General features: G+C 69.6%; 16 protein-coding genes. 4 read left to right on the forward strand and 12 right to left on the reverse strand.

What is annotated here, in order from left to right:
- The first annotated feature begins 97 nt into the window (after positions 1-97).
- Complete coding sequence (gene purU / locus C5C17_RS13895; protein WP_371030164.1) at positions 98-955, forward strand: formyltetrahydrofolate deformylase; 858 nt, start codon at positions 98-100, stop codon at positions 953-955.
- Positions 956-1,524: 569 nt separating this feature from the next.
- Here purU and C5C17_RS18990 read toward each other — a convergent pair.
- Positions 1,525-1,887 carry a hypothetical protein gene (locus C5C17_RS18990; RefSeq protein ID WP_258066217.1) on the reverse strand — a complete coding sequence of 121 codons (363 nt, stop codon included), beginning with the start codon at positions 1,885-1,887 and terminating at the stop codon, positions 1,525-1,527.
- Here C5C17_RS18990 and C5C17_RS19140 point away from each other — a divergent pair.
- Positions 1,813-2,073: an endonuclease domain-containing protein gene (locus tag C5C17_RS19140; RefSeq protein WP_374953922.1), complete on the forward strand. Its 261-nt coding sequence runs from the start codon at positions 1,813-1,815 to the stop codon at positions 2,071-2,073. The two genes, C5C17_RS18990 and C5C17_RS19140, sit on opposite strands and share 75 nt — an antisense overlap.
- A gap of 325 nt (positions 2,074-2,398) precedes the next feature.
- On the opposite strand, the gene C5C17_RS13905 is transcribed toward C5C17_RS19140, so the two are convergent.
- The 4 genes from C5C17_RS13905 to C5C17_RS13920 form a co-directional block, all read right to left on the reverse strand.
- Entirely contained in the window at positions 2,399-4,549 is a 2,151-nt protein-coding gene (locus tag C5C17_RS13905) for an anthranilate synthase component I (protein ID WP_258066218.1), read from the reverse strand.
- Between the two features lie 24 nt (positions 4,550-4,573).
- Positions 4,574-6,364, reverse strand: coding sequence for a chromosome partitioning protein (locus tag C5C17_RS13910; RefSeq protein ID WP_104253980.1), 1,791 nt, complete (start codon positions 6,362-6,364; stop codon positions 4,574-4,576).
- Between the two features lie 16 nt (positions 6,365-6,380).
- Positions 6,381-7,379 (reverse strand): malate dehydrogenase, encoded by a 999-nt coding sequence (locus tag C5C17_RS13915; RefSeq protein WP_104253981.1) that lies wholly within the window; start codon positions 7,377-7,379, stop codon positions 6,381-6,383.
- A gap of 112 nt (positions 7,380-7,491) precedes the next feature.
- Positions 7,492-8,709 carry an NADP-dependent isocitrate dehydrogenase gene (locus tag C5C17_RS13920; protein WP_104253982.1) on the reverse strand — a complete coding sequence of 406 codons (1,218 nt, stop codon included), beginning with the start codon at positions 8,707-8,709 and terminating at the stop codon, positions 7,492-7,494.
- An 86-nt stretch (positions 8,710-8,795) separates the two neighbouring features.
- Between C5C17_RS13920 and C5C17_RS13925 the strand changes: the two genes are divergently transcribed.
- Positions 8,796-9,272 (forward strand): GNAT family N-acetyltransferase, encoded by a 477-nt coding sequence (locus tag C5C17_RS13925; RefSeq protein WP_104253983.1) that lies wholly within the window; start codon positions 8,796-8,798, stop codon positions 9,270-9,272.
- A 61-nt stretch (positions 9,273-9,333) separates the two neighbouring features.
- Here the strand turns inward: C5C17_RS13925 and C5C17_RS18995 are convergent, their stop codons facing one another.
- The 4 genes from C5C17_RS18995 to C5C17_RS13945 all read right to left on the reverse strand — a co-directional run bounded on the left by C5C17_RS18995 (position 9,334) and on the right by C5C17_RS13945 (position 14,684).
- Entirely contained in the window at positions 9,334-10,635 is a 1,302-nt protein-coding gene (locus tag C5C17_RS18995) for a dimethylarginine dimethylaminohydrolase family protein (RefSeq protein WP_258066219.1), read from the reverse strand.
- A 66-nt stretch (positions 10,636-10,701) separates the two neighbouring features.
- Entirely contained in the window at positions 10,702-12,363 is a 1,662-nt protein-coding gene (purH, locus tag C5C17_RS13935; RefSeq protein WP_104253984.1) for a bifunctional phosphoribosylaminoimidazolecarboxamide formyltransferase/IMP cyclohydrolase, read from the reverse strand.
- The gene (gene purN / locus C5C17_RS13940) at positions 12,360-12,968 is read right to left on the reverse strand and encodes a phosphoribosylglycinamide formyltransferase (RefSeq protein ID WP_104253985.1); all 609 of its coding nucleotides are present in this window, start codon (positions 12,966-12,968) and stop codon (positions 12,360-12,362) included. The genes purH and purN overlap by 4 nt, the downstream gene beginning before the upstream one ends.
- Positions 12,969-13,031: 63 nt before the next feature.
- Positions 13,032-14,684, reverse strand: coding sequence for a DUF6350 family protein (locus C5C17_RS13945; protein WP_104253986.1), 1,653 nt, complete (start codon positions 14,682-14,684; stop codon positions 13,032-13,034).
- Positions 14,685-14,716: 32 nt separating this feature from the next.
- Between C5C17_RS13945 and C5C17_RS13950 the strand changes: the two genes are divergently transcribed.
- Positions 14,717-15,082: a chorismate mutase gene (locus tag C5C17_RS13950; protein ID WP_104253987.1), complete on the forward strand. Its 366-nt coding sequence runs from the start codon at positions 14,717-14,719 to the stop codon at positions 15,080-15,082.
- A 277-nt stretch (positions 15,083-15,359) separates the two neighbouring features.
- On the opposite strand, the gene C5C17_RS13955 is transcribed toward C5C17_RS13950, so the two are convergent.
- The 3 genes from C5C17_RS13955 to sucD all read right to left on the reverse strand — a co-directional run bounded on the left by C5C17_RS13955 (position 15,360) and on the right by sucD (position 20,214).
- Positions 15,360-17,195 carry an ABC transporter ATP-binding protein gene (locus C5C17_RS13955; protein WP_104253988.1) on the reverse strand — a complete coding sequence of 612 codons (1,836 nt, stop codon included), beginning with the start codon at positions 17,193-17,195 and terminating at the stop codon, positions 15,360-15,362.
- Positions 17,192-19,126, reverse strand: coding sequence for an ABC transporter ATP-binding protein/permease (locus tag C5C17_RS13960; protein WP_181028614.1), 1,935 nt, complete (start codon positions 19,124-19,126; stop codon positions 17,192-17,194). Before C5C17_RS13960 ends, C5C17_RS13955 begins: the two co-directional genes overlap by 4 nt.
- A gap of 203 nt (positions 19,127-19,329) precedes the next feature.
- Entirely contained in the window at positions 19,330-20,214 is an 885-nt protein-coding gene (gene sucD, locus C5C17_RS13965) for a succinate--CoA ligase subunit alpha (RefSeq protein ID WP_104253990.1), read from the reverse strand.
- Positions 20,215-20,242 lie beyond the last annotated feature (28 nt).

Consider the following 20,242-nt stretch of genomic DNA (forward strand, 5'->3'; position numbering starts at 1 on the left):
GAGTCGACTGCGTGCGTACCGGCACGCCGGGGGCCGAGCGATCCGCACGACCACAGTGAAGTCTACCCCTCAGGCGCAGGACGGCTACCCTGATGTGGTGATTCAAGAAGCAACTCGATGGGTGCTCACCCTCAACTGCCCAGACCAGCCCGGCATCGTGCACGCCATCACGGGAGCCATCGTCGACTCCGCGGGCAACATCGAAGAACTCCAGCAGTTCTCCTCGACCGACACCGGTCGCTTCTTCATGCGCGTCGACATCCGCACCGACGCCAGCCGCGAGGACCTCCTCGCCCGCCTCGAACCCGTCGCCGAGCGCTTCAGCGCCGAGGTCTCCCTCGACGAGGCCGGCCGCCCCGTTCGCACGCTCATCCTCGCGACGAAAGCCGGCCACTGCGTCAACGACCTCCTCTTCCGTCAACGCTCCGGCCACCTCCACATCGACGTCCCGCTTGTCCTCGCGAACAACGAAGCCCTCGCGAGCCTCGCCGAGTTCTACGAGGTGCCATTCGAGTACCTCCCCGTCACCGGGCCAGACGAGAAGGCGGCCTTCGAGGCGCGCATCCTGCAGGTCGTCGAGGAGCAGCAGATCGAGCTGGTCGTCCTCGCCCGCTACATGCAGATCCTCTCCCCCGAGCTCTGCGCAGAACTCGCCGGCCGCGCCATCAACATCCACCACTCCTTCCTGCCGGGCTTCAAGGGCGCGAACCCGTACCGCCAGGCGCACGCCCGCGGCGTCAAGCTCATCGGCGCGACGGCGCACTTCGTGACGAGCGACCTCGACGAGGGCCCGATCATCGAGCAGAACGTCGTCCGCGTCGACCACACGCGTGCACCCCAGGAGCTCATGGCCATCGGCCAGGACGAAGAATCGCGCACCCTCACGCAGGCCGTGAAGTGGTTCTCCGAGCACCGCGTGCTGCTCGACGGGCAGCGCACCATCATCTTCCACTGACCCGCTCCGGTCGCTTCGGTCAGTCTGCTGCTGCTGCTGCTGCTGCTGGCCAACTTCCGTGATGAATGGGCCACTTCGGGCACGCCGGCGCTCTGAGCTCGCCTCTCATCACGGAAGTTGGACACATACTTCGCAGCAGGCGAGCTGTGGATGGCGACGACTCCACAGGAGGCCAGCTTCCTGTTCACGGGTCGGTAGATCTGCGCTGTGCTGGGCGCATGCCAGAACCAGCAACTGCGAGAGCACCCGTGCGAACAAACGGAGGGGTCTTCTCGCGCGCTGAATGGCATGCAGAGGGCGGAACTCGCCGCGGGTTAGAGGCGTCGCTCAAACAAGGGACCTTCTGGCGGGTTTCGCCTGGCTGGTTTGCCACGCCAGACGCGTCCGCCGCAGTCGTTGAAGCTGTGCGCCTGCACGGTCGCGCCACTTGCCTCACGGCTCTCAGCTCGCAAGGAGTCTGGACTCCGCCTCACTCCGGGGTGCATGTGCGAATCGCAGCGAGCGCACTCGGCATCACGCGCACAACGTCTTCCAACCCCCGCACAGGTGAAGTGGTCCTGCATCGAGCCTCAGTCCATCAAGCTCGCCCGCTTGAGAAGCATGCGGTTGACGACGTCGATCTTGCTCTCGAATGCGCGCTCCTGTGCCTCCCCGAACGCGACCTTGTCGTTGTCGCCGACTCGGCGCTCCAGTCGCGCCTCATCACGCGAAGCTCGCTCACCGCGTTGGCCGCCCCGCTCGCCGTGAGCGCGCGCGAGAAGCTGAGATTCGTGGATGCGCGGAGCCAATCCGGCACGGAGAGCATCGTCCGGTTGTGGCTCCAGCTGAGCGGCGTGCGCGTCACTCCGCAGTTTCACGTGGTCGGCGTCGGTGATGTGGACCTGCTTGTCGGCGATCGCCTCGTCATCGAGTGCGACTCTAAGGAGTTTCATTCCGCGGAGTGGCACTCTCGGAATGACCGCCGCCGAGACCTGGTGCTGAACAGGCTCGGATACCGAGTCCTGCGCTTGACCTACGAGCAGGTGATGTTCCAGTGGCCGCGTGTCGAGGCCACACTGCGGGCACTTCTCGCCGAAGGGAGCCACGTCCGGGGCTCACGCAGACGGCCCGGTGCCTGACCAGCTTCCGGGACGAGACGACGCCAACAGGCCCCGGGCGCCTCAGCCACGCGCATCCATCACGGAAGTTGGACCGGCCGGTCTACTGCGGGTGCCGTTGGCAGGCGTCAAAGGTCGTCGCTGAGTGCTCCGCTGCCAATGAAACGCGCCGCGGCGTTGCCGCCCACGGCCTCTTGACGCCCAAGGCACACGTGACGGCGCCCGGCATCCGTGCCTGGCGCTTGCCCTGACCGACTTGCGTGACGAAAACGCTCCCAATGCCCGCCACCACGCCAGATCTTCCCGCCCATCACGGAAGTCGGCCACGCGCTATGACGGACGCGGCTCAGGCGGCGGGCACGCGCGCCGGGATTCGCTCCATGACGGCCTCGATGATGCGCTTCCCGGCAGAGTCGCGCAGGGTCATGAGCGATTCCGGGTGGAACTGCACGGCGAAGATCGGCAGGTCGCGGTGCTGGATCGCCATCGGGATGCCGTCGTCGTCGGACGCGACGAGGACGAGGCTCTCCGGCATGGTCGCGGGGTCGATGTGCAGCGAGTGGTACCGGCCCGTGACGAAGCGCTGGGGCAGGGCGTCCAGGAAACCGGGATTGGTGACGACGACCTCGCGCTCCTGCCCGTGCAGCGGGTACCCGAGCTGGCCGAGGGATGCGCCGAAGTACTCCCCGATGGCCTGCTGCCCCAGGCAGACGCCGAAGATGGGCAGCGAACGGTCGACGATCTCGTCGAGCAGCTCGGAGGACTTGAAGTCGCTCGGCGCGCCAGGCCCTGGTGACATGACGACGAGCGATGGCTGCTGCTCGTCCAGGATGCGGGCCATCTCCTCGCGCTCGATGCCGCCCTTGGGGATGCGCACGGTGCGCACTTCCGCACCGGTCTCGCGCATGTAGCCGGCCAGCATCTGCACGAAGGAGTCCTCGTGGTCGAGGAAGAGGATGCGGTGGCCGAGTCCATTCGAGGCGGGCGCCGTCTCGGCCGGAACCTCGGGGGCTGCTGATTCGGCGGCGGCGTCGAGCGCCTCGAGCAGCGCTGAGGCCTTCATCTCGGTCTCGAGCTCTTCGGCGGCGGGGGTCGAGTCCATGAGGAGCGTGCCGCCGGCTCGGACCTCGGCGATGCCGTCGCGGATCATCGCGGTTCGGATCGTGAGCCCGGTGTTGACGTCACCGTTGGCGAGCAGCGCTCCGATGGCGCCGCCGTACCAGGTGCGGGGGCTCCGCTCGTGCTCGTCGATGAAGCGCATGGCCCAGATCTTCGGGGCTCCGGTGACGGTGACGGCCCACATGTGGGTCGCGAACGCGTCCAGCCCGTCGAATTCGGGACGTAGCCGCCCCTCGACGTGGTCGACCGTGTGGATGACCTTCGAGTACAGCTCGACCTGGCGCCGGCCGATGATCTTGATCGACCCGGGCTCGCAGACGCGTGACTTGTCATTGCGGTCGACGTCGGTGCACATGGTGAGCTCCGAGCGGTCCTTGTCGCTGTTGAGGAGCTCGAGGATGCGGTCGGCGTCCTCGATCGCGTCGGCACCGCGTGCGATGGTGCCCGAGATGGGCACGGTCTCGACGCGGCTGCCGGCGACCCGAACGAACATCTCTGGGCTGGCGCTCACGAGGAACTCTTGCCCGCCGAGGTTCATGAGCGCGCCGTACGGTGCCGGGTTGTTGCGCTTCAGGTAGGCGAAGACGTCGGCCGGGGTGGTGCGGACGGGGCGACGGAAGGCCTGACCGGGTACGACCTCGAACAGGTCGCCGCGGGCGAAGGAGGCCTTGGCCGACTCGACGAGCGCCGCGTACTCCCCTGGCTCGTGGTCGCGCGATGACTGCGCGGATGCGGCGGGTGCGATGAAGGGGCTCGGCACCTGTGTGCGTGGCATGCCCTCGGTCGTGGTGGTGCCGTCGGAGAACTCGAAGTCGTGGCGCGTTGCGTCGCCGCGCTGGCGGTCGACGGCGAGCACGGAGTCGGGCAGGAAGACGACGAGGTCGCGCTGGTCGCCGCCGTTCGGGGCGTCGAGGGCTTCGATCTGTCGCACGAGGTCGTAGCCGAACGAACCGTAGAGGCCGAGGTGGGGGGCGTCGTCCGGCATGGTCTCGATGATGGCGCGCAGCACGCTGAAGCTGGAACGCCTCCGCGTGCGCTGCTCTTCGGGGATGATCTCGTCCCGCTGCGAGGTCACGTCGATCTCGACCTCGCCGTCGGCGAGCACCCGCACCGCGACGCCGTCGAGGCGCTCGAACGCCTCGGTGAACGCCCGGAGCGGGATCTCGCCCCGGCTGTTGAGGGCGCGCATCCGCAGGGCGAAGCCTCGCCCCTCGATCATCAGCGGTGGATCGATGAACCCGATGTCCCATCGCGTGTACCTGCCCGGGTACTCGACGCCGGATGAGAGGACGACGCCGTAGCGGTCGTTGAGACCGGTCTGGATGTCGTCCATCTCGTCCGGGCTGGCAGCACGAGAGGTGTGGGTGATCGTGAGCACTGGGTTCCTAGGTCTGTTATCGGGTCAGAGGCGTTCCGCGATGGCGGCGGTCGCGGTGCGCCACGCGTCGCGCGTCGCGGGCTTGAGGCTGGATACGCTCAGCTCACCGCCGCCGACGAAAGCCTGGTCGTACGGTACCTCAACGACGGCGCGGGTGAGCCGTTCGAAGTGGTGGCGCAGGCGCACGGTGAGCGCCTGGTCCTCTTTCGCGGAGGGACTCGAGAGGATCGTGACCGCGTTCTCGAGCTTGTCCCCGAAGCCTCGCTCTCGGAGGCCGTCGGCGAGCCAGGCGGCGGATGCGGCGGTGTCCTCGCGTGCGGTGGACACGATCACGAGCTGGTCGGCGACGTCGAGGGCGGCCTCCCAGTTGCTCGCGCGCATGTTGTTGCCGGTATCGACGACGAGCACGCGGTAGAAGCGGCTGAGGGTGCGGTGCATGCGCGAGAACGCCTCCGCGTCGATGATGGCGGCCGAAGCCGCGTCGTCGTCGGATGCGAGCACGTCGAACTGGGCGTCGCCTTGGGGGCGCACGAAGCGGTCGACGTCGGCGATGGTCGCGCCTCCCGAGACCTCGAAGCGCGGCAGCTGCCTGAGGAAGTCCACGGCCGTATTGCGGTGGCTGCCCGGGTGCGAGCGCCACCCGAGGGTGCCTCGGGTCTCGTTGTTGTCCCAGGCGAGCGTGTAGCCGCCGCGGATCTCGCCGAACGTGGCCGCGATCATGAGCGTGGCCGTGGTCTTGTGGGCGCCGCCCTTGGGGTTCATGACGACGACGGTCCTGGATCCGTCGAACTGGCGCTGCACTCGGCGGATCTCGTCGCGTTTGATGCGCTCGGCCTCGCCGGGGCCGAGCTTGATGAGCCCTCCGGTGCCGACGCGCAGCGCGCTGCGCCATCCCTGCTGGGCGGGCGCTTCGGGCGCGGCCTGCTTGTCGGCGAGGAGGTCGGCGAGGGTCGGCGCGGAGGTGTCGCTCTTGCGACGCTCCGGGGCGGTGCTGGATGCGGCCTTCGACACGGTGCCTGCCGAGGCGGATGCGGCGACTGGTGCGGTGTTCGTCGGTCTGGGCGGCAGGCCGGGTCGGATGATGTCGCGCGGTCCTGTCTCGACATTCTCGAGCTCGTCGAGGTCACGCTGCGCGCGGGCGTCGCGGGGGAAGCGCGGCTGCCACGGCTGGGTGTCCTCGAGGCCGTCTTCGTCGATCCGGTCCTCGAACCACACGGGTGGGGCCTCCGCCTGCGGCACGGGCGCGCCCTGCGTCGCGTCGTGTCGTTCGTCGTCGAGCTCCGGCGCGGGGGCGACCTCGGCTGCCACGCCCTGCGGCGGTCCGGGGATCACGCCGTCGTCGTCGGACTCGTGATCGAGCGCATGGTGCATCATCTCGACTCGAGGGATGCGCACGGTCTCGTGCACGTTGCCCTGCGGCAGGAAGCCGTCGCTGTTCGCGCCCGTCGCGGCCTCGTAGCCGCCGTCGGCGTCCGGCTCGGCCGAGCCGCCCGGCTGGGCTGGCTCGGCGTGCGCGAGTCGGTCGGTCAGCTGGTCGTCGCCTGGTGCGAGCTCTCCGACGTCCCCCGTCTCGACGAGGCTGCCATCTGGGGACACGCGGAGAGGGAAGACGCCGTCGATGTCGATCGTGCGGAGGTCGATCACGATCTCCTCGCGCGTCGCGCGGTCGACGACGCGCGTCATGATCTCCGAGCGAAGCTCGTCGGCGTCCGCCGCGATGATGCGCTCGACGGCGCCGCCCTCCCGGATCTCGCCGACGCCGTCTCGACGGATCAGCACCTCAAGTGCGAGGACGTCCGGTTCGGCTTTGGTCATTGCTGCTCTTCTCACTTCAGGAGGGCGACGGAACGAATCCCAGACGGACAACGCTATCGCGTTCCGCTTCGAGGTCGGCGACGGTCGCGGCGAGGCGCGTCCGGGTCAGCTCGCTGAGTTCGAGGCCCTGCACCACCTCCCACCGGCCGCCGCGCGAGATCACCGGCACGCCTGCGACGAGCCCCTCGGGGATCCCGTAGTGGCCCTCGGATGGCAGGGCCGCCGTCGTCCAGTCCCCTTCCGGCGTGCCGAGTACCCAGTCGCGCACGTGGTCGACCGCGGCAGAGGCAGCGGAGGCGGCGGAGGAGGCTCCGCGGGCCGCGATGACGGCCGCTCCGCGCGTCGCGACGGTCGTGGTGAACTCGCCGTCGATCCACGCGTCGTCGGCGATGCGCTCACGAATCGGGACGCCGCCGATCGTGCCGTGGTCGACATCCGGCACCTGCGTGTTCGAGTGGTTGCCCCAGACGTGGATGCGCGACACCTCTCCGGCGCCGACGCCTGCCTTGGCCGCGAGCTGCGCTATGGCGCGGTTGTGATCGAGGCGCATCATGGCAGTGAACCGCTCCCCCGGCACGTCGGGGGCTGCCGCGCGCGCGATCGCGGCGTTCGTGTTGGCGGGGTTGCCGACGACCAGCACGCGGACGTCGTCAGCGGCGTGCTCGCCGATCGAGCGACCCTGGGGCGCCAAGATGCCGCCGTTCGCCTCGAGCAGGTCGGCGCGGTCCATGCCGTCGCGCCTCGGCATCGAGCCGACGAGCAGCGCGATGCTCGTGCCGTCGAAGGCCGCATCGGCGTCGTCGAAGACGTCCACGGACCGCAGCAGCGGGAACGCGCCGTCCGCCAGCTCCATCGCCGTGCCCTCGGCTGCCTTGACGGCCTGCGGGATCTCCAGGAGCCGCAGCTCGACGGGGGTGTCGCCGAGCATGGAGCCGGATGCGATGCGGAAGAGGAGCGAGTAGCCGATGTTGCCTGCTGCTCCCGTGACGGTGATGCGGACTGGCGAGGTGCTCATGCATCCACCCTATTCTCCGCACGCCAGGAGCCGGCCGCACGCAGAAGCCCCGCACCCTGCCGAAGCAGGATGCGGGGCTTGTGAGGCGAGCGCCCTGTGCCGTGGGTGTCGCTTACGCGGACACTCGCGCGGCGAGGTTCTCGGCGATCGAGTTCATGAAGTCGTCGGTCGTCTGGTACGGGGTTCCCTCGCCGACGAGCGCGGCGAGGTCCTTCGTCATCTTGCCGGACTCGACGGTCTCGATGACCACCTCTTCGAGCGCCTGCGTGAAGTCGATGAGCTCCTGGTTGCCGTCGAGCTTGCCGCGGTGCGCGAGGCCGCGCGTCCAGGCGTAGATCGAGGCGATCGGGTTCGTCGACGTGGGCTTGCCCTGCTGGTGCTGACGGTAGTGGCGCGTGACCGTGCCGTGCGCGGCCTCAGCCTCGACGACCTTGCCGTCGGGCGTCGTGAGCACGCTCGTCATGAGCCCGAGCGAGCCGAAGCCCTGCGCGACGGTGTCCGACTGCACGTCGCCGTCGTAGTTCTTGCAGGCCCAGACGTAGCCGCCCTCCCACTTGAGCGAAGCCGCGACCATGTCGTCGATGAGGCGGTGCTCGTAGGTGATGCCTGCTGCCTCGAACTTGTCCTTGAACTCGGCCTCGAAGATCTCCTGGAAGATGTCCTTGAAGCGACCGTCGTACTTCTTCAGGATCGTGTTCTTCGTCGACAGGTACACGGGGTAGCCGCGCGTGAGTCCGTAGTTGAGCGACGCGCGAGCGAAGTCGGTGATCGACGCGTCGAGGTTGTACTGCACCTGGGCGATTCCGTCGCCCGGCGAGTGGAAGACCTCGAACTTCTGCGGCTCGGAGCCATCGTCCGGCGTGAACTCGACCGTGAGCTTGCCCTCGCCGGCGAAGCGGAAGTCGGTGGCCCGGTACTGGTCGCCGAATGCGTGGCGGCCGACGATGATGGGCTTGTTCCAGCCCGGCACGAGGCGCGGGATGTTCGAGATGATGATGGGCTCACGGAAGATGACGCCGCCCAGGATGTTGCGGATGGTGCCGTTCGGGGAGCGCCACATCTGCTTGAGGCCGAACTCCTCGACGCGTGCCTCGTCCGGGGTGATCGTGGCGCACTTGATGCCGACGCCGTGCTTCTGGATCGCGTGAGCCGCGTCGACCGTGATCTGGTCGTCGGTCTCGTCGCGCTTCTCGATGCCCAGGTCGTAGTACTCGAGGTTCACGTCGAGGTACGGGTGGATGAGCGTGTCTTTGATCTTCTGCCAGATGATGCGGGTCATCTCGTCGCCGTCGAGCTCGACAACCGTTCCTTCGACCTTGATCTTCGCCATAAAGTCCTCCTTCTGCGCGCGGTTTGCCTCCAGCCTACCGGGGACGCATTCGGAGAAATACTCAGACGGACCGCTACTCTGCATCCATGAGCGAGCTGTATATCGAAGAGCTGTCCGCCGACAACATCGTCGCCGCCAACACGCTCACGCTGAAACCAGGCCAGGAGGCGTTCGTCGCGCCCGTCTCGCACTCGATCTCGGAGGCCTACGTCAACCAGACGACGTCGTGGCCCAGGGTCGTCGTGCTCGACGGTCGGGTCGTGGGCTTCATCATGGCGAACTTCGATGAGGACGCCCCCGACGAGCTGTTCAGGGCCACGATCATGCGCATGAACGTGGACGCGGACTTCCAGCGCCGCGGCGTCGGGTCGTTCGCCGTCACGGCGATCCTCGACGAGGCCGCACGCCGCGGGTTCGACAAGGTGACGACCATCTGGGAAGAGGGCGACCTGGGGCCCGGCGACTTCTTCCGCAGCTTGGGCTTCGTCGTCACGGGCGAGACCCAGTACGGCGAGACCGTCGGCGAGCGCGTGCTCAACGACCACGGCACCGGCTCGCTGTGACGCGGGCCGATGCCGTGATTCGCTGACTCGGGCTCGAGCTGTCGCTGCCCTCGGCTCCCGCCTAGTACGCGCGAGCCGAGAGGCAGGTCACTCCACCCTCGAGCTTCTCGAACTCCGAGATGTCGAGGGACACCACGTTGTAGCCGAGGCGCTTCACGAGCTTCGCCGTCGCCGGGGCCGCCGCTGACACGAGAACGGTCTCGGAATCGAGCGGCAGGACGCTGGCTCCCAGCAGCTCCGGTGCCTCGATGTAGCCGCCGAAGAGCGACGGCTGCTCGAGGGCCGGCGTCCACGCGATGACGGTGCCGTCCGGCAGGGCCGTCGCGACCGTCTTCAGGTGCAGCGCCCCCTTGATGGGCACCGCGACGACCCGGTAGCCGAGGTCGAGCGCGATCTCGCGGAGCGCGCGGATGCCCTCGGCGTTGGTGCGCGTGGAGGCACCCACGTAGACCGTATCGCCGGCCAGGAGCACGTCGCCGCCATCCAGTGTCGCCGGGGCCTCGATCTCCATCGTGACGAGCTCGGTCTCGGCGAGAGCCGCGCGCACGCCGGGCAGCTCGGCGCGCCGGGACGCGGCGCCGCTGCGACCCAGAATCGCGATCTCACCGAGCACGATCACCTGGTCCTCGGTGAAGACCGAATCCGGCATGGTCTCGGCCGCAGGGACCTCGCGCGTCTCCCAGCCGTGCTCATCGAGCAGCGCCACATAGGACTCCCACTGCTCGTTGGCACGATCCCGATCGACCTCGGCGCGCTCCTGGAACGTGACCTGGGCATCCTGCGGGTTCGCGGCGGGGATGCGGACGAGCGCGAGCTTGCTGTTTGACTCGGAGAACCGGCGGAGTTCCCCGGCGTGCGCGACCCGGCCGGACACATCCCGGAGCATGTCGGCGACCTGCCGACGGAACAGGGCGGGCCCGATGATCGCCGTGTACACCGTGGCGGACACGAGGAACACGAAGTTGAGTCCGAAGAACTCCATGAAGATCGCCGACCAGGTCTCACCGGTGAACTCGGCGCCGCCGGTCGCGAGCCGCACGACGTACCCGACCGTGCCGGCGATCAGCGCCAGCACGAACCCGGCGACCGCGGCGATCCACCAGCTCCGGAGCCACCCGAGCCAGCCCACCAGCGTGACGAGGCACAGCAGGACCAGCACCGGCAGCGAGTAGAAGTCGAACGTGTTGCTGAGGGTGGTGAACGGCGAAAGGACGAGGGTCAGGTCGCGCTCGTTCATGACCACGAGGCAGGTGAGGAGCGTCGCCAACGCAACCCCCATGGCGCTCACCAGCGCCGCGTTGAAGCGTGTTCCGCCGTCGAGCTCGCTCACGCGGGTCACGGGTTGGGAGGTGTTGGTGCTCAATTGCTGCTCTCGTGAAAGTCGGATGCGGGTGCGGGCGGACCTGCGCGACACGCAGACCGGCGCGGATCAGTGGAAGAAGTGGCGCTCACCCGTGAAGTACATCGTCACGCCGGCCTTCTCGGCGGCGGCGATGACCTCCTCGTCACGGATGGACCCGCCCGGCTGCACGACGGCGCTGACGCCAGCCTCGAGCAAAACCTCGAGGCCGTCAGCGAAGGGGAAGAACGCGTCGGACGCGGCGACGGACCCGGCGGCGCGCTCACCCGCGCGCGAGACGGCGAGGTGGCAGGAGTCGACTCGGTTGACCTGGCCCATTCCGACACCAACGGAGGCTCCGTCCGAGGCGAGGAGGATCGCGTTCGACTTCACGGCGCGGCATGCCCGCCACGCGAACTCCAGGTCCTCGACGGTCTGACCTGCCGCAGGCGCACCCGCCACGAGCGTCCATCCCTCGATGAGCGACGCGTTCGGCTCGAAGCGGTCCGCGCTCTGCACGAGGAAGCCACCGGAGATCTGACGCACCTCGCGCTCCTCCAAGGCGGGGTTCGCCGGGAGCTGCAGGAGGCGGATGTTCTTCTTCGCGCTCAGCACCTCGAGCGCCTCCGGCGCGAAGCTCGGCGCGATGACGACCTCGGTGAAGATCTTGGAGAGCGTCTTCGCCATCTCGGGCGACACCTCGCGGTTCGCAGCGACCACGCCGCCGTACGCACTGACCGGGTCGCAGGCGTGCGCGCGACGGTGTGCCTCAGCGATGGCCTCGGCGGGCGCGAGCCCTTCCGGTGCCACGGCGATGCCGCAGGGGTTGGCGTGCTTGATGATGGCGACGGCGGGCGCGGTGTGATCGAACGCCGCGCGAAGCGCCGCATCCGCGTCGACGAAGTTGTTGTAGGACATCTCCTTGCCGTGGAGCTGCTCCGCCTGCGCGATGCCGCGTCCGTCAGCGCGGCCGTAGACGGCGGCGACCTGGTGCGAGTTCTCGCCGTACCGCAGCGTCGCGAGCTGCGTGCCCTGGAGCGTGAACGAGGTCGGAAGCGTGTCCGAGGCGGTTGCCGCCGTCGACCCGTCCCCTGCTCCTGCTCCCTCGACCTCTGCGATGTGGGAGACGAACCACGCGCCGACGGCCTGGTCGTAGCTTGAGGTGTGCTGGAATGCGGCGGCCGCGAGCGCGCGACGCGTCGACAGCGTGACGCCGCCGCCGGCGATCTCCTCGAGCACCTTCGTGTACTCGGCGGGCGACGTCACGATCGTGGCATTGGCGAAGTTCTTCGCCGAAGCGCGCACGAGCGCCGGCCCGCCGATGTCGATCTGCTCGATGATCGCAGGCGCATCCGCCCCTGATGCCACCGTCTCCACGAACGGGTACAGGTTGACGACGATGAGCTCGAACGGGGCGATGCCGAGCTCCTCGAGCTGGCGGACGTGGTCATCGATGCGACGATCGGCGAGGATGCCAGCGTGCACCCCGGGGTGCAGCGTCTTCACGCGGCCGTCGAGCGACTCGGGGAACCCGGTCACCTGCTGCACGTCGGTGACGTCGAAGCCCGCCTCGCGGATGGTCTTCGCGGTCGATCCGGTCGAGACGATCTCGACACCGGCGGCCTTCAATCCGGCCGCGAGCTCGGTGAGGCCGCTCTTGTCGCTCACGGAGACGAGCGCGCGCTTCGGCTCGATGCGCTCGAGGGTCGTCAGCGACCCGTGGGAAGGTCCGTGGGAGGCGGGGGTGCTCATGCGGTGGCTCTTTCCTCGAGTGCGATTTCGCCGGAGGCGACGCCTCTGACGGTGTCTTCCAGCAGACGGCGCTCCGCGACCTTGATGCGGGCGTGGAGCAGCTCCTCGGTGTCACCGGGGAGCACGGGGATGCGGACGCGATCGATGATCGGTCCGGTGTCGACGCCGTTGTCGACGATGATGATGGAGGCGCCCGTCTCGCCGACGCCGGCCTCGAGCGCATCGCGCACGGCGCGCGCGCCGGGGAACTCGGGCAGGTACGCGGGGTGCGTGTTCAGCAGGCGCGGGGCGAGCGCATCCACCACAGCAGGCGGCACGAGCCGCATGAACCCGGAGAGCAGCGTCAGGTCGGGCTCGAATCGACGGATCTGCGCGAGCAGCTCCTCACCCCAAGCCGCTCTGTCGGGGAAGTCCTTCGGCCGCACGACGAACGACGGGATCCGGAACTCCTCCGCGAGCGAGAGGCCAGCGGCCTGCGTGTCCGCGCCGATCGCGACAACCTCGGCTCCGATGGGCGAACCGGAAGCGGCGGACGCCCGGAGTGCCTCGAGCAGCGCACGCAGGTTCGAACCGGCGCCGGAGATGAGGACAACTACCTTGAGCACCGGGTCAGTCTAGTCGAGTGGCGATTCCCGTCATCTCGAGAGACGTCGAAGGTCACGGCATCGTCAGTCGTCGATGTCGATATCGGCGTAGATGTCTGGCTCGTCGTCGTAGCGCGGGTTCTCGACCTTGAGCCGCTTGGCGCGGCGGATCTCCGACGTCTGGCGTTCCGCCGGCGGGTCGTCGGCCCGCACCTCGAGCACGCTCCCCGGCTTCTTCTCGCTCTCACCCGGGTCCTCGAAGCGCTTCGAGACGGCGTCAGCCACCCAGGGGCGCTCGTCGGCGCTGTCTCTGGACGCGCGACGCTTCGCGGCGGACGCCTTGGCCTGGACGCTCGTGCCCTTCCCGGGCGACGCCGGTGCAGTCGAAGCTCCTGCAGGCGCATCTCGCTTCGCGGCGTTCGCACCGGCGCGCGAACTCGCAGTGCTTGACCCTGCCTTCGTCTTGGCTGTTGCCTTCGCCGTCGATGTCGCGTCCGCCGGCTCGTCGTCCTCCCGCGCATCGCGGCGGCGGTCGGACTCATCCGCATCGTCGTCGAGCTCCTCGGCAGAGAGCGGCACGAGCGCGCCGACCAGCGCTCCGAGCACCAGGGTCCCGAACACACTCGCTCCGGTGAGCAGCGGGAAGGGCCCGACATCGGCCAGCCGGCCGGGGCCAGCCGAACCCCCCGCGGCGAGCGCCAGGACTCCCACAGCGACAGCGGCGACACCGGCCGCGACCAGCGCGACCGAGATGCGCGACCACACCCCGCGCGCGGCGCCAGCTGGCGCGTGCATCCGTACGCCGACCATCGCCGCGAGGCCGACCAGCACGGGCACCGCGATGACGGAGATGGCGAGCAGCGGCGGCGAGGCCGAGATCGCGCCGAGGAGCGGCACGACCGGCATCGGGCCGACCAGGGTCTCGGTCGGGGTGACGCTCGAACCGGTGCCGAGCGCGAAGCCGGTGCCGAGCATCCACGCAGCCGACCAGACGACGCCGTTGACGGCGATCACGAGCTGGCTGAGGCCCACGACGATCGCGCTGGTCACGTCGAGCGGCAGCGACTGGAACAGGGCCAGGATGCTCGCGAGGCCAACCACAACGGCGATGACGAGGAGGACTGCACCAGCTCCCAGCACGCCGGTGATCATGATGCCGGCGGCCCGGAGCCCCTGCGTGAGCAGCGCGTGGCCGCGAGCTTCGAGGCTCGAGACGGCGGCCTCGATAGGGGCGACCTGCCATGCCCTGGCTCCGATGAACGCGGAGGCAAGGAAGATGACGGCGCCGACGATCGTGGTCTGCCCGACGCCGATATCGATACCGCGACCGGTCGCGGCGAGCGAGACGCCGGCGGCACAGGCGGAGAAGACCGCCGTCGTGAAGAGGAGGCCAGGCCAGACCATGTCGGAACCGGCACGGATGCGCACGCCCGTCACGCGAGCCAGCCACACGGTGATGAGCGTCAGGCCGAGCGGCATGACGCGCACCGTGAAGGCAATCGCCTCGCTGCCAGCAGGCAGAAGGCCTGAGCTCGGGTCGATCGCCGCGTTCACGAAGCCGCCGAGCGACAGCGCCCAGATGGCGGCCGCGTACTGGAACCCGGCGAGGAAATCACTGCCGAAGCCAGCCGTCGCCAATTGCACCGCGACGACCGCGATCAGCGGGACGCCGAGGCCGACCGCGGCCGCGACAAGCGCGTCGACGGCCGAGTACAGGTACGTGATCGGGCGAGGCATAGCACCCCGACGATAGCCGCTAACCTGCCGGAATGACTGGATCAACAGGCCCGCACGACATGACCGGCATCCGCGCCGCGATCGACTCCCTCGACGCGCAGATCGTTGCCCTCATCGGCCAGCGGCAGCGCTGGGTGGAGCGTGCAGCCGTCGCGAAACGAGGGCAGGACCAGGGTGCCGTGCGCGCTCCCGCCCGCGTCGGCCAGGTCATCTCCAAGGTGCGCGGGCTTGCCGAGTCGGCTGACGCATCACCCGACGTCGTCGAGGCCACCTACCGAGCCATGATCGGCGCGTTCATCGACCTCGAGCTGCGCGAGCACGCTGGCGAGGCCACCCTCGGCTGCGCTTCGGCCGCAGCGCCGGACTCGGATCCGGACCCAGCGCCAGCCTCGGCCTGACCAACGTCCGGGATCGTTCCGCGGGCGAGCGGAGGCATCTCTCCGACGCCAGTCATCACGCCGCCTGGCCACGCTCGCAGCGGCGATTCCGCGAACGGCTGACCAACATCAGTGCGATAACAGCCCGAATCGGCCGCTCAAGCCGCAATCGCTGCGATTCTGCACTGATGTTGGCCAGGACAACCGGTGACCCGCTGGGCGCACGCGCGGAGCGGCGGCTCGCCGTGCAGACGGACAGCGCGCACACGGCGTGCAGACGTCGATGCAGCGCGGCTGATCAGCGCTCGAGGAGCTGCTGGAAGGGGCCGCCCGCGTGGCGAAGCCGCTCGGGTGAGCCGACCTCGACGATGCGCCCGGCGTCGAGGACCAGCACTCGGTCGGTGTCGCCGAGCGTGTCGATGCGGTGGCTGATCTCGAGAATGCTGCGTCCGGCGGCCCACTCGCCGAGGCGCTCGCGAACGGTCTGCTCGGTGGCCGCGTCGAGCGCGCTGGTCGCCTCGTCGAGCACCAGCAGCTCCGGGTCGGCCAGCACGGCTCGCGCGATCGCGACGCGCTGGCGTTGTCCGCCGGAGAGCCCTCCGCCGCGTTCCCGGACCGGGGTGTCCAGTCCCTTCGGCTGCTGCACGACCCACTCGTCGAGCGCTGCGACGCGCAGTGCGGCGAGGATCTCCTCGTCGCTCGCGTCGGGCTTCGCGAGCGCCACATTCTGGCCGACCGTGCCGTCGCTCAGGTAGGCGCGCTGGGGCACGAGGGCCATCCGGGTTCGAAGCTCGTCGAGCGGTATGCGCTGCAGCGGCTCGGGCCCGGCGCCGCGTCGGAGCGAGACCACCCCTCCGAGCGGGTCCCAGAACCGGAGGGCGAGGGAGGCGATCGTCGACTTGCCGCTTCCGGAGGGGCCGACGACCGTCAGGTGCTCCCCGACGCGCAGGTCGAAGGTGACATCGTCGAGGACGACCCGGCTGGGGGCGGCGTGGGCTTCCGAATTCGAGCCGACTCCCTCCGGATACGCGAACGTGACTCCATCGAAGGCGAGCGCCACGGGATGCTCGCGGTGCTCCTGCCGAGCGGAATCGGCCTGGCCGGTTCCGCCGGGCTCCGCGAGTGCATCCGTCACGATCGGCGGCCGCTCGATGACCTCGTAGAGGCGCGCGGCGCTTGCGAACGACGCGTTGAGGTCGGTCACGAAGCTCTCCACGGCGCGGGTCGGCACGAAGAGGCCGATGGCGACGGCGAGGGCGACGAGCAACTGGGACCAGGTCAGCTCACCGGCCCCAACGCCCGCGCTTCCGACGAGGAGTGCCGCCAGCACGGACCCCCACTGGAGCAGCAGAACGAGCGCACCACGGACCGCGGAGATCCGGGCAGCGAACAGCGATGACCGAGCGCCGGACTCGCTCCGCGCGTCCATGTCGTCGAGGCGTGCTGCGGTGTGCTCGAAGGCGAGCACCTCGCGGACCCCTTGCACCGAGTCGCTGACGTGCTGCGCGACGGCTCCCTTCGCCGCGACCGCGTCTCGCGAGGCCCGCCAGCCCGCCCCGCCGCCGAGCGCTGGGACGACCAGCACGACGAGGATGACGAATGGCGCGATGGCGGATGCGAGGATCGCGTCCTGCGTACCGCCGAGCCAGGCGAGCGCGATGGCGGGCACCAGCACCGCAGAGAGAGCCGGCGGCGCCGTGTGCGCGAAGAAGACCTCGACGCGGTCGATGTCCCGGGTGGCGCGCTCGCTCAGCTCGCCGCTGCCCGCCCCCTCTGTGGCCGCGGGAGCCTGCGGCACGAGGCGTGCGTAGAAGAGGTCGCGGAGTCGAGCGAGCGCCGCGAACGCGACGAAATGCCCGCTGAACTGCTCGAGGTACCGCAGCACCGCCTTCGCCAGCGCGAGGACGACCATCGTCACGACGGTGGCGGAGAGCGAGAGCTGTCCGGAGACCCCGAGCACCGCGACGACGAGGATCGCTATGCCGGCCAGCTGGCCGACGACTCGCAGCACGGTCGCCAGGGCGAGCGGCCACAGCAGCGGCGCCGTCTGGCGCAGGAGCCAGGCGACCAGCTGGGGCCGGCTCGGCCGCGCCGGCTCGCGCTGCTGCGTCGCTGGAGTGGTCGCGGTGCTCATCGGTGCTCCCCCGTTCCGCTGGCGGTCTTGGAGCCGTGCTGGCCAGGAGCCGAGGTTTCATCCGCAACCCCGCGGGAGTGCGACGGCCCGCTGGCAGTTTCGTGGCCCTCCGAGCGGGCGGCGCCGAGGCTGATGACGCGGTCAGCGGCGAGGATGCTCGTCGGCCGGTGAGAGACCATGACCACGGTCCGCCCCTCGGCCAGCCGTGCGAGGGCACGCGTGATGAGGCGCTCGGAGCGCAGGTCGACCTGCGCCGTCGGCTCGTCCAGCAGCAGCACACTCGCATCGCGGAGGAACGCCCTGGCGATTGCGACACGCTGCGCCTGGCCGCCCGAGATGGCGAGTCCGCTCTCGCCGACCTGCGTCGCGAGCCCGCCCGGCGCACGCTCGAGGTCGTCGCGCAGCTCGGCCGCATCGAGTGCGGCCCACAGCTCGTCGTCGCTTGCATCCGGCTTCGCGACCCGCAGGTTCTCTGCGACGGAGCCCGTGAAGAGGAACGTGCTCTGCTCGACGACGGCGAGTTCGGCACGCGCGTCTGAGCTTCCTGCGAGCGCTCCCCCGATGAGCACTGTCCCTTCGCGAGGCGCGAGCAGACCCTGGGCGAGGGTCAGCAGCGTCGACTTGCCCGAACCGCTCGGCCCGGTGATGACGACCCGCTCACCGGCCTCGACGCGAAGCGAGTAGTCGCTGAGGATGTCCGGCGCCCGGTCGTAGCCTGCGGTGACGCCCCGGAGTTCCAGGGCGGCGTGCACAGCTGCGGCCGCGGCTGCATCCGTCGCTTGGCCGCCCGCGTCTCGGCTCGGCCGCGCCGCGATGGCCGCGCTCAGCTCGCGCTCCGCGCCTCGTCCGGTCATGCCGATGTAGAAGAACTGGCCGACGATGTCGACCGGGCCCGTCAGCAAGGTCGACAGCAGCACGATCGCGACTGCCTGCCCAGGCGTGATCGCGCCATCGCCGAGGCGCCACGCGGCGAGCGCGGCGGCGCCGGTGATCATGGCGAGCGAGAACACGGCGTCGACGGCCAGGATCAGCACCTGGTTGCCAGCGAGCAGCCGCATGACGTTGCGCCGGTTCTGCTCGCCGCGGACCCGGAGCTCGTCCCCCGTGCGCGTCGCGGCGCGGTTGAGCGTGAGCGTGGTGAGGCCCTGGATGGCGCTCAGGAACGCCGCTGAGAGCTGACCCGCGCTGCGCCGATAGGCGCCGGTCGAGGAGCGGAACGCGCGCTGCACTCCGACGATGATGAGCGGGATGAGCGGAACGAGCAGGAGGAGGAGCCCGGCCGTGACCGGGTCGATCGCGATGGCGATGACCGCGAGGACGAGGAGTGGCGTCGTGAGCGACGCGATGATGGGGCCGAGGAAGCCGGCGCGGTAGGCGGCCGCGCGTTCGACGGATGCGGTGGCGCGGCTGACGAGCGAGCCTGTGCGCTCCCGACCGAGCGCGAGGGGCCCGATGGTGAAGAACTGGCCGACGAGGAGGCGGCGGAGCGCGCGTTCGGTTGCGCTCTTGCTGCGCTGCACGAGCATCGTCGAGGCCGCGGTCACAGCGGAGGCGATGAGGACCAGGACCACGAGCAGCGCGACGGTGCCGCGGCTCGGGGCCTCGTCGTTCAGGACGCCGTCGAGCACTCCCCCAACGAGCAGCAGCGTGAAGGCGAGCGCGAGGGCCTGCAGCCAGCCGAGCGCCAGCGGCCCAGCGATGCGGGGCCTCGGGGTCGCCGCGACGACCCGCGGGTCAAGCGGGACGGATGCGGCGCCCGGGTGGCCGCCGGGGCGGCCAGTCGACCCGTCGCTATGATGCCCTCCGGCGACTCCGGCGGGTCCGGCCGGGCGCCCACCGGACGCGGGGCCTGGGCGCGTCCCGGACTGCCCGCCCGGATGCGCGCCGGTGTGACCATGCGGTCGTGCGGGGGCCGACTCTGGTCGTGGCACGTGCATCCTGTCTCGAATCCTGACCCGACGGCGTGATTCCGGCGGACGTTCACGCGCGCGACGCGACGCGGGGGCGTCGACTCGCGGTGAGACGAATGGGCTGCAGCCCGTGCTTCCACGTGGCTGCAGCCCACTTCGTCGTGTGCAGAGCTGCTGCTCTGCGCTGGTTGCGGGGCGCCTGGCGTCGCCCGGCCGCTCGCTCGCTAGAGCGCCGCGTAGACCTCGCGGAGGAGGTTGGCCGTCTCGGTGGGCGTCGTGCCCACGCGGACGCCGGCGGCCTCGAGGGCCTCCTTCTTCGCCTGAGCGGTGCCCGCGGAGCCGGTGACGATGGCGCCTGCGTGGCCCATGGTCTTGCCCTCGGGGGCCGTGAAGCCTGCGACGTAGCCGACGACGGGCTTGGTCACGTGCGCCTTGATGTACTCGGCCGCACGCTCTTCGGCGTCGCCGCCGATCTCGCCGATCATGACGATCGCCTTGGTCTCGGGGTCAGCCTCGAACGCCTCGAGCGCGTCGATGTGCGTCGTGCCGATGACGGGGTCGCCGCCGATGCCGATGGCGGTCGAGATGCCGAGGTCGCGGAGCTCGTACATCATCTGGTAGGTGAGCGTGCCCGACTTCGAGACGAGGCCGATGGGGCCAGCACCTGTGATGTTCGCGGGCGTGATGCCGGCGAGCGACTTCTCCGGGGAGATGATGCCGGGGCAGTTCGGGCCGATGAGGCGGGTCTTGCCGACGCTCTGCGCGTGCGACCACGCCTCGGAGGAGTCCTTGACCGGGATGCCCTCGGTGATGGCGACGGCCAGCGGGATCTCAGCGTCGATGGCTTCGATGATGGCGTCCTTGGCGAAGGCCGGCGGCACGAAGATGACGGTGACGTTGGCGCCGGTGGCCTCGATGGCCTCCTTCACGGTGCCGAAGATGGGGAGTTCCTTGCCCGCGAGCTCGAGCGTCTGCCCGGCCTTGCGAGGGTTGGTGCCGCCGACGATGTTGGAGCCAGCTTCGAGCATGCGCGTGGCGTGCTTGGAGCCCTCCGAGCCGGTGATGCCCTGAACGATGATCTTGGAGTTCTCGTCGAGGAAGATCGACATTGTTGTTCCTTCTCTGCTTTTCTTCTGG

Source organism: Pseudoclavibacter sp. RFBA6, from assembly GCF_002931575.1.
In the GTDB taxonomy this organism is placed as follows: Bacteria; Actinomycetota; Actinomycetes; order Actinomycetales; family Microbacteriaceae; genus Pseudoclavibacter; species Pseudoclavibacter terrae.

What these genes read in the sequence shown, in the direction of transcription:
- C5C17_RS13945 (WP_104253986.1), bottom strand. Translation starts at nt 14,684, where the DNA reads ATGCCTCGCCCGATCACGTACCTGTACTCGGCCGTCGACGCGCTTGTC.
- purH (WP_104253984.1), bottom strand. Translation starts at nt 12,363, where the DNA reads ATGAGCACCCCCGCCTCCCACGGACCTTCCCACGGGTCGCTGACGACC.
- C5C17_RS13920 (WP_104253982.1), bottom strand. Translation starts at nt 8,709, where the DNA reads ATGGCGAAGATCAAGGTCGAAGGAACGGTTGTCGAGCTCGACGGCGAC.
- sucD (WP_104253990.1), bottom strand. Translation starts at nt 20,214, where the DNA reads ATGTCGATCTTCCTCGACGAGAACTCCAAGATCATCGTTCAGGGCATC.
- C5C17_RS18990 (WP_258066217.1), bottom strand. Translation starts at nt 1,887, where the DNA reads ATGAAACTCCTTAGAGTCGCACTCGATGACGAGGCGATCGCCGACAAG.
- C5C17_RS13950 (WP_104253987.1), top strand. Translation starts at nt 14,717, where the DNA reads ATGACTGGATCAACAGGCCCGCACGACATGACCGGCATCCGCGCCGCG.
- C5C17_RS13925 (WP_104253983.1), top strand. Translation starts at nt 8,796, where the DNA reads ATGAGCGAGCTGTATATCGAAGAGCTGTCCGCCGACAACATCGTCGCC.
- C5C17_RS13955 (WP_104253988.1), bottom strand. Translation starts at nt 17,195, where the DNA reads ATGAGCACCGCGACCACTCCAGCGACGCAGCAGCGCGAGCCGGCGCGG.
- C5C17_RS13910 (WP_104253980.1), bottom strand. Translation starts at nt 6,364, where the DNA reads ATGACCAAAGCCGAACCGGACGTCCTCGCACTTGAGGTGCTGATCCGT.
- C5C17_RS13915 (WP_104253981.1), bottom strand. Translation starts at nt 7,379, where the DNA reads ATGAGCACCTCGCCAGTCCGCATCACCGTCACGGGAGCAGCAGGCAAC.